The 7,682-nt window shown below is 54.0% G+C and carries 8 protein-coding genes and 1 other RNA gene; 2 read left to right on the top strand and 7 right to left on the bottom strand.

The window, feature by feature from the left end; all coding sequences use genetic code 11:
- Nucleotides 1–11 precede the first annotated feature (11 nt).
- Nucleotides 12–397: a transfer-messenger RNA gene (gene ssrA / locus WEB54_RS00690) on the bottom strand.
- A gap of 157 nt (nt 398–554) precedes the next feature.
- Nucleotides 555–1,040, bottom strand: coding sequence for an SsrA-binding protein SmpB (smpB, locus tag WEB54_RS00695; protein ID WP_368052726.1), 486 nt, complete (start codon nt 1,038–1,040; stop codon nt 555–557).
- A gap of 151 nt (nt 1,041–1,191) precedes the next feature.
- On the opposite strand from smpB, the gene WEB54_RS00700 reads away from it, so the two are divergent.
- Together WEB54_RS00700 and WEB54_RS00705 are read left to right on the top strand one after the other, a co-directional pair.
- Nucleotides 1,192–1,533 carry a CidA/LrgA family protein gene (locus WEB54_RS00700; RefSeq protein ID WP_368052727.1) on the top strand — a complete coding sequence of 114 codons (342 nt, stop codon included), beginning with the start codon at nt 1,192–1,194 and terminating at the stop codon, nt 1,531–1,533.
- Complete coding sequence (locus WEB54_RS00705) at nt 1,530–2,231, top strand: LrgB family protein (protein ID WP_368052728.1); 702 nt, start codon at nt 1,530–1,532, stop codon at nt 2,229–2,231. Before WEB54_RS00700 ends, WEB54_RS00705 begins: the two co-directional genes overlap by 4 nt.
- 174 nt (nt 2,232–2,405) lie before the next feature.
- Here the strand turns inward: WEB54_RS00705 and astE are convergent, their stop codons facing one another.
- From astE to WEB54_RS00730, 5 genes are all read right to left on the bottom strand, one after another.
- A complete protein-coding gene (gene astE, locus WEB54_RS00710; RefSeq protein ID WP_368052729.1) occupies nt 2,406–3,410 on the bottom strand; it encodes a succinylglutamate desuccinylase in 1,005 nt (334 codons plus the stop codon).
- A gap of 85 nt (nt 3,411–3,495) precedes the next feature.
- Nucleotides 3,496–4,209: an ABC transporter permease gene (locus tag WEB54_RS00715; RefSeq protein WP_368052730.1), complete on the bottom strand. Its 714-nt coding sequence runs from the start codon at nt 4,207–4,209 to the stop codon at nt 3,496–3,498.
- A gap of 2 nt (nt 4,210–4,211) precedes the next feature.
- On the bottom strand, nt 4,212–4,922 hold the full coding sequence (locus tag WEB54_RS00720; RefSeq protein WP_368052731.1) for an ABC transporter permease: 711 nt from the start codon (nt 4,920–4,922) through the stop codon (nt 4,212–4,214).
- Between the two features lie 188 nt (nt 4,923–5,110).
- On the bottom strand, nt 5,111–5,869 hold the full coding sequence (locus tag WEB54_RS00725; protein WP_368052732.1) for a transporter substrate-binding domain-containing protein: 759 nt from the start codon (nt 5,867–5,869) through the stop codon (nt 5,111–5,113).
- 277 nt (nt 5,870–6,146) lie between these two features.
- Nucleotides 6,147–6,920, bottom strand: a complete 774-nt coding sequence (locus tag WEB54_RS00730) for an ABC transporter ATP-binding protein (RefSeq protein ID WP_368052733.1) — start codon at nt 6,918–6,920, stop codon at nt 6,147–6,149.
- Between the last annotated feature and the right edge of the window lie 762 nt (nt 6,921–7,682).

Raw genomic sequence — 7,682 nt, forward strand, 5'->3', positions numbered from 1 at the left:
TTTTTTTTGATTGGTGGAGGCGGCGGGAATCGAACCCGCGTCCGCAAGTCCTCTACTCTCGGTCCTACATGCTTAGTCACTTCTTTAATTTACCCTTGCCGTTACCGAAGGACAGGTGCGACTCGGGGAGCCTGGAATTAGGTTTTAGCAGCTCCGGCCCAGACAACCTTATGCTGCGATCCTGAATTATTGACAGTCAGCAGCCCCGTTCAGGCACAGGACAGTGACCGCCGGACCGGTTAAAGGGTCCAGTTTGAAGGATTATGCGGCTAGCGCGTAACCTTCGTAGTTGTCATCGTTTGCAACTATGAGTTTGCAGCTTTGGTTTTACGAGATTGGCTACCATCTCGGCATGCACCTTGAGCTTTGTAACCCGCGTCGAAGCCATGTCGCCCCCGAAACTGGTGTGTCTTTCATCCGTGATGACCAAACTCTGGTGGTTCTTCCTGGTCTTCTAAAACGCTTACTACAACTTTCTCTACTATCCGTTAAATGGTGCCGAACCATCACAGTTCAAGCCCCTCTCAACGGCCTTGCAGTTTAACACGAAGGCGTCAGTGATTATACGCCTTCAGTACCCGTTGTTTCTGTCGGCCCCATTCGCGTTCTTTGATGGTGGCGCGTTTGTCGTGCAGTTTCTTGCCTTTTACCAGCGCAATGTCGGCTTTGACCTTGTTTTTCTTCCAAAACAGGGACAAACAGACCGCGGTGTAGCCATCTTGCTCGGACTGACGGGAGATCTTGTCGATCTCCTTACGGTTCATCAGCAGCTTGCGGGTGCGCGTCGGGTCGGCAATGACGTGCGTCGAAGCGGCTTCGAGCGGTGTTAAGTGGGCACCGATCAGCCAGGCCTCGTTGTCCTTGAAGATGACGTAACTGTCAACCAGCTGCGCTTTGCCCGCTCTAAGGCTTTTGACTTCCCAGCCCAACAGAACCAGCCCGGCCTCATACTTTTCTTCGATATGATATTCGTGGCGGGCTCGTTTATTCTGGGCGATGGTACCGCCCGTATGGACGGTGCTTTTCTTGGATTTGCTCATGACGGGCATTATACCGCCCACCCCCCCGGCTGGCGCAAGCGGTTGATGGGAGGAATTCATACTATGAATCAATCAGTTGCAGCATTTGCGCTGATCCGACGGCGGGTTTCAGGCACACTGAGCCCGGGTCGACTTACTAAAGGTTGAGACTATGGTTCTGGGTTTTCTGGTGTTGCTGGTCTATTGGCTGGCCGGTGAGGCGTTGTCGCAGTGGATCGGCTGGCCGATTCCGGGCAATGTGGTCGGGCTGGTACTGCTGTGGATCACCCTGACCATCATCCGCAAGGTGCCCAAACCAGTGGCCGAAGCCAGCCAGACGCTGATCCGCTATTTGACGCTGCTGTTTGTTCCGGCAGGCGTGGGACTGATCGAACATTGGGACCGGCTAATGGCCAACGGCCACTGGATGCTGCTGATCATCGCCGCCAGCACCGCCCTCTCGGCCCTGGCCATGGTCGCCATCTTCCGGCTATTCCGGGTAAAAAACTCATGAGCGTATCGATTGATCTGTTGCTGGCCATCAGCATGACACTAGGCATTTACCTGTTGGCGGAGCAGCTGTACCGCCGGGCCGGGCGCTCGGCCCTGGTACACCCGGTGATCGTCAGTATTTTCTCCATTATGGGGCTGATCACCCTCTTTGGCTGGGATTACCCGCAATATCAGCGCGATACGCAGATGATCCACTTCCTGCTCGGCCCGGCCACCGTGGCCCTGGCGGTGCCGTTGCACGAGAACATGGCGCTGATCCGCAAAATGGCCATGCCGTTGCTGGTCGCCTGTCTCACCGGCGCTCTGGTAGCCGCCAGCAGCGCGGTGATCCTGTCGGACCTGATCACGGGCGATGACGTGCTGTCGCTGAGCATGAGCGGAAAGTCGATTACCACGCCGATCGCCATCGGCATGGTGGAGAACCTGGGCGGCAGTGGCTCGCTGGCGGCTGGGCTTGTATTGCTGACCGGCGCCATCGGCACTTTGATGCTGCCCACGCTGCTGCGTCTGTGTCGGCTGGATGACCACGCGCTCTATGGCTACGTTCTGGGGCTGAATGCACACGGCTTCGGTACGGCCCAGGCGTTTGAAAAGTCCGCCACCTGCGGTGCTTTTGCGGGACTCTCGATGAGTCTGACCGGCGTTATAACAGCCTTTCTGGTTCCGCCACTGGTGCCTTACTGGATGAGCGGGTTTTAACTCAAGTTACGGAGCGTGCATGATGTGAGCGTCGGTTGCCGGTGGTGCCTCTGTGGGGGAGTCCGCAGCAGGGATGCTGCGGTCTAGGCTCCATGGATGGATTCACGCCGACCCCACAGAGGCATCACCGGTAGCCGTCGCGGGCCAATGCCACGTTTTGAAACGTCTTGCCCGTCAGCGCCTGGCTTTCAACATCAACCCTGCGCGCTGGCCTACAGGGACTTTTGGGTTGGGAAATACGATGTATTCCGGCTCGCTGCCCACTCGGTATTCCTGATCGCCGTCGCGCCAGATCAGGGTACCGGGTGCGTATTCGGTGAAATTCAAGGCATCGTCCGGAATAAAGAACTCCCAATCGTCGCTGGTCACTTCAATGGAATGACACACCTCAAATTCAGTAACGGGGCGTTTGGGCTCGGCTGGCAAGGGTTCACCTGCCACCAATTCCCGCAGAGCGTAATCGATGCCGCTGTACCGGCTGAGGTCGTTTTCGCCAAAGGGTTTAACCGACCCCAGTTCCAGTGTAAAACTCTCGGCACCATAGCGCAGCGATGAAAACGACGAGAAAGTGTTGGCTTCTTTCTGTTGCAGCAGAACGGTATCGATGTCAGACCGGGCCAGGAAGGCTCTCTGGTTAGCCGGTAGCTCGCGCCCTTCAACGTAAGGGTAGATACCGAAGCGTTCGCGCTTGCTGCCCCGAATGGCGGTGTGCAGGTCGTAATGGAAACGCTGTGTGACCGTTACTGGTTCTTCAGCGAAGAAATTGGCGACGTAGGCTTCGAGCTTGGCCGCACGTTTTACTTCCTTCAGCGCCGTGTCGTATTGCTGCCAGTCACCGGCAAACAGACGGTTCATGTTGACGTCCACAAAGCGCTGGCCGATGTTCATCGACCAGGGGTTGCCCATAATGAACAGCACCCTTTGCCCGGCTTTCTGTTCTTCTTCCAGTAAATCCCGAACGATGTCGCGCACCAGTTCAATCGGTGCGGTTTCATTGCCATGAATGGCGCAAGAAATCACGATGGAGGTATCACAGGCAGTGTTCGGTTCAACGCGCAACACCCCGCAATCGAGCAGGGTTAATTCAGTACCCGCCGATAGAATTGAAAACACAGGCGTAACGGGTTCATCGGCGGTTGCCCGGGTATGTTGCAGAAAGTCGGCATGAGACCCAAACATGGGATGGCTGTCTCCGGTTTATTGCTAAAAAAGGCCGCACACGGCGGCCTGACTTAAAATGATTGACGGACACCTGAGTAACCACTCAGCGCGGACGTAAATGCCCGAGCATACGTTTTTCCAGGTGTTTGAATACACCCAGAATCCCGAAGGTTAACAACAGGTAAATACAGGCAACAAAGATGAAGGCCGGAAAGGGCGCGTAGAACTGTGCATAAATATTACGGGCGGCACCCAGCAAATCGATGATGGTCACCACCGATGCGATGGCACTGGCATGCAGCATAAAGATCACCTCATTGCTGTAGGCCGGTATGGCACGGCGAAAGGCACTGGGCAGTACGATTCGACGCATCCGTCGGGCCCAACTCATGCCGTATGCCTTTGCCGCTTCTATTTCACCGCGTGGTGTCGCTTCAATGGCACCCCGGAAAATTTCGGTAGTATACGCGGCGGTGTTCAGCACAAAAGCGATCAACGCCGGGTAGAAGGCACCGCGGAAAATCTCCCACCAGAAGGTATCCTGAATACCCTCGATCAGGGTTACCCCGTAGTAAATCATGTAGAGCTGAACCAGCAGGGGTGTGCCGCGAAATACGTAGGTGTAGATCCACACAGGGCGGCTCAGCCAGGGGTTTTCAGAGGCCCGCATAATGGCCAGTGGAATGGCGATAACACCGCCGATCACCAGCGATAAGAACACCAGTTGCACGGTGGTCACTAGGCCGCCCCAATACTGCATCAGGGTGTTCGGTGTAAAAATGTCGTTGCTTTCGAGCAAAGCGAACAGTGCATCCATGATTAGCTGCCTCCCTTAACAACGCCAGCGCTGTACTTGTTGTTCAGCATCTTAAAGATAATATCGGAAATGGCGGCGATGGAGAGGTATACGATGGCAACCGGGATAAAAAACTTGAAAGGTGAGCCCGTAGATTTTGCCGCTTCACTGGCCAATCTAACCATATCTGCAAGGCCAATTATACTGACCAGGGCAGTGGTTTTCAGTAACACCTGCCAGTTGTTGGCAACGCCCGGAATGGCGTGACGCATCATCTGCGGAAACATAATGCGTGAAAATACCTTCCAGCCACTCATGCCATAGGCCTTACCGGCTTCAATTTGCCCGTTTTCGACCGCCATAAAAGCGCCGCGAAACGTTTCGGACATGTAGGCTCCAAATATAAAGCCAATGGTCACGACGCCCGCGACAAATTGATTGAACTGGGGGTATGGCAGGCTGAAGCCGAGATCGTAATTGAAATAGTCTATGATGGTGTTAAAAGCGATCTGACCACCAAAGAACAGCAGCATCATCCAAACCAGATCCGGAACACCACGAATCAGCGTCGTGTAAAATGTGGCTACAAATTTGGCCAGCCGGTTGCGGGACATTTTGCCCCAGGCACCCATCAAACCGAGAAAGACAGCCAGAACCAGCGAAAAAACGGCCAGTTCCAACGTAATGATGGCGCCGCCAAAAATGGAAGGTCCATAGCCTTCGAAATCAAACACAGGCGTTACTCTTCGTTGGTTGTTGTTTTACTGAGTTGCTTGGTCTGCCTACGCAACTGCATCGGACAATCTTGCGCTGTTACTTTAAGCAGTGTGATGCAGGCCGAGCAACACAGAACCGGAAGGGCCGGACGAATCCGGCCCTTCTTTCAAACACGATACGAATGCTTCTTCGTTAAAGCTGTTCGTTACAGTTTGATGTCGATATCAAAGTACTTCTGCATAATGGTATCGTAGGTTCCGTCGTTCTTCAGTTGCTCAAGTGCCGCACTGACCTGCTCTTCCAAAGCGGTATCACGCTTGCGGAAAGCCGCGCCCACGCCTTCACCAAAGATACGCGCTGGTTCCTTGATAAAATCGCCCACCTGGATGACCTCGTCGTTGCCTTCCAGCATCTCGATGCCAACAGGTGCGTCGATGAACATGGCGTCCAGACGGCCGCCCTGCAGGTCGACAATCATGTCATCAGCGGTGGTGTAACGCACAACTTCAGCGCCGGTCAGAAATTCAGTCACATAAGTGTCCTGAGTGGTCGCGCGCTGAGCACCAACGCGCTTGCCGTCGCTGTTGTCCGGGTCAAAAGAGTTGCCAACCGGTGCGAAGTACGCAGAGGGAGTGGTGTAGTAAGGCTCAGAAAACAGAACGCGCTTTTGGCGCTCTTCGTTGATCGACATTGAGGAGAAGATCATGTCGTATTTACGTGCCAGCAGACCCGGGATGATACCGTCCCAGGCCTGAACAACCCATTCGCAGTCGTTTCCTGAAACGATCTGGCAGACTTCGTTGCCCAGCTCAATTTCAAAACCGGTCAGTTCACCATCGGGAGCACGGTATTCGAACGGTGGGTAGGGAGCGTCGACGCCCACACGAATGTTATCCCAACTTTCAGCCGATACGGCAGAGGTCATTGCGAGCATACCCGCAACAGCGATTAACGTTTTTTTCATTATGGTTGACTCCAATGTTGTCATTCGATCAGGTGGTTCCTGATTCCTAGTATAAAGCGGCTTATTCCGCCTCTTCTTTCATCATCCCTTCATCCCTGATGTTGGGCGCAACCGATCAGGTTGCGTTGGTATCCGGCGCGATCGGATACCGGGACACTTCCTATGCCCATACCAGCTGACGCTGATCATACTGTTTAACCGCCCAACCCAGGGTCGGTTACGGGATTCCAGGCACCGCTTTATGCGGCCCCAAACAATATCTAAATGCAATAAACAGTCAGTAGCTCGGTGCAATAAACTGTTTGAAACGTTCCGACTTGGGGTTATTGAACACCTCTTTCGGGTCACCGTACTCTTCGATCTTGCCCTGGTGCAGGTACATCACCTTGTTCGACACATCCCGGGCGAACGCCATTTCATGGGTGACGACCACCATGGTGCGCCCCTCCTCCGCCAGCGCCCGCATCACCTTGAGCACTTCGCCGACCAGTTCCGGGTCGAGTGCTGAGGTTGGCTCGTCAAACAACATAACTTCGGGATTCATCGCCAACGCTCTGGCAATGGCCGCCCGTTGTTGCTGGCCGCCCGACATATGAGCCGGAAAGTAATTACGACGATCGTACAGCCCAACCCGGTTCAAATGCTCTTCGGCGCGCTCAGTGGCTTCTTTTTTGCTGATGCCGAGTACATGAACCGGGGCCTCGATGATGTTTTCCATCACCGTCATGTGAGCCCAGAGATTGAACCCCTGAAACACCATCGACAGCTGGGCACGCATTTTTTCTACCTGACGGATGTTGGCCGGCTCACGCTCGCCTTTCCGGTTGGTCTTGAACGCAACTTTCTCACCATGCACCTGAATGTCACCTGAAGTGGGGATCTCAAGCATGTTGATGCAGCGTAGAAAGGTACTTTTACCCGACCCGGAGGCACCAATGACGGAAATAACATCGCCTTTGTGCGCTTCCAGAGAAATGCCCTTGAGGACTTCCAGCTCACCAAAACACTTGTGAATGTCGGTGGCTATCAGCGGGGCTACTTGCTGACCCATTGTGGTCTCCTGATCCGTTCCCGCCTGCGGTACCTGCCGGGTGCCAGTACATAAAACGCACTGGACACCTGAGGCTGGCAGAACTGATTACTTTTTATGCATTTTTGTTACTGGCATTTTGAATAAGCCCAGTGGCCAATGCAAAACATAATCGCACCTAAGGTTGTTGTTGTGCGACATGAGCCTGACTTCGGGGATTCGCTGGCCCATTGTGGCCAAAAATTCAACGCTACGCCTTTGCCTTGGCGGGCCTCTGCCTGAGTAAAGCAAAGTGTGGACCACTTCCATGCCTTTTAACCTTAGTCGAAAACTGCCCGTTTAAACACTCCACAGACCCTCAACTTTTACAGCTTTGAGACACTGGAGCGGCAATCTGACGTGACGGACACCGGAAAAACTTAGCATTTCCTGACTGGTTGCCCTATTTTAAACCCTGCTTTATGCTCAAGCACCACAGTTGACCACAAGTACGGTTATATCGGAGTCTGAGGACGGTTCCGGTTTGGCGTGTCGGGTATACGCCAAAGCCTGATCCGTACGGGTTGCGGGACCTTGTACTTTGGCTGCAATACCAACTGTAAGCCTGTGCTTCGGCGTGGTCTCATTCTTGCTGAAGCGATGGTTCCCCGACGCTCTTCCTCACTGAGCGCTGGGCCAAAGGCCTCTGATGAACAACAGAGGCTTACATAATAAAAGGAGAGAGATAACAATGAAAAAAAGTCTGTCACTCTTTGCCAGCGCAGCACTTGCGACGGCAATGGC

This window comes from Saccharospirillum sp. (assembly GCF_040881935.1).
GTDB lineage: Bacteria > Pseudomonadota > Gammaproteobacteria > Pseudomonadales > Natronospirillaceae > Saccharospirillum.

What these genes read in the sequence shown, in the direction of transcription:
- WEB54_RS00700 (WP_368052727.1), top strand. Translation starts at nt 1,192, where the DNA reads ATGGTTCTGGGTTTTCTGGTGTTGCTGGTCTATTGGCTGGCCGGTGAG.
- smpB (WP_368052726.1), bottom strand. Translation starts at nt 1,040, where the DNA reads ATGAGCAAATCCAAGAAAAGCACCGTCCATACGGGCGGTACCATCGCC.
- WEB54_RS00725 (WP_368052732.1), bottom strand. Translation starts at nt 5,869, where the DNA reads ATGAAAAAAACGTTAATCGCTGTTGCGGGTATGCTCGCAATGACCTCT.
- WEB54_RS00730 (WP_368052733.1), bottom strand. Translation starts at nt 6,920, where the DNA reads ATGGGTCAGCAAGTAGCCCCGCTGATAGCCACCGACATTCACAAGTGT.
- WEB54_RS00715 (WP_368052730.1), bottom strand. Translation starts at nt 4,209, where the DNA reads ATGGATGCACTGTTCGCTTTGCTCGAAAGCAACGACATTTTTACACCG.
- WEB54_RS00705 (WP_368052728.1), top strand. Translation starts at nt 1,530, where the DNA reads ATGAGCGTATCGATTGATCTGTTGCTGGCCATCAGCATGACACTAGGC.
- astE (WP_368052729.1), bottom strand. Translation starts at nt 3,410, where the DNA reads ATGTTTGGGTCTCATGCCGACTTTCTGCAACATACCCGGGCAACCGCC.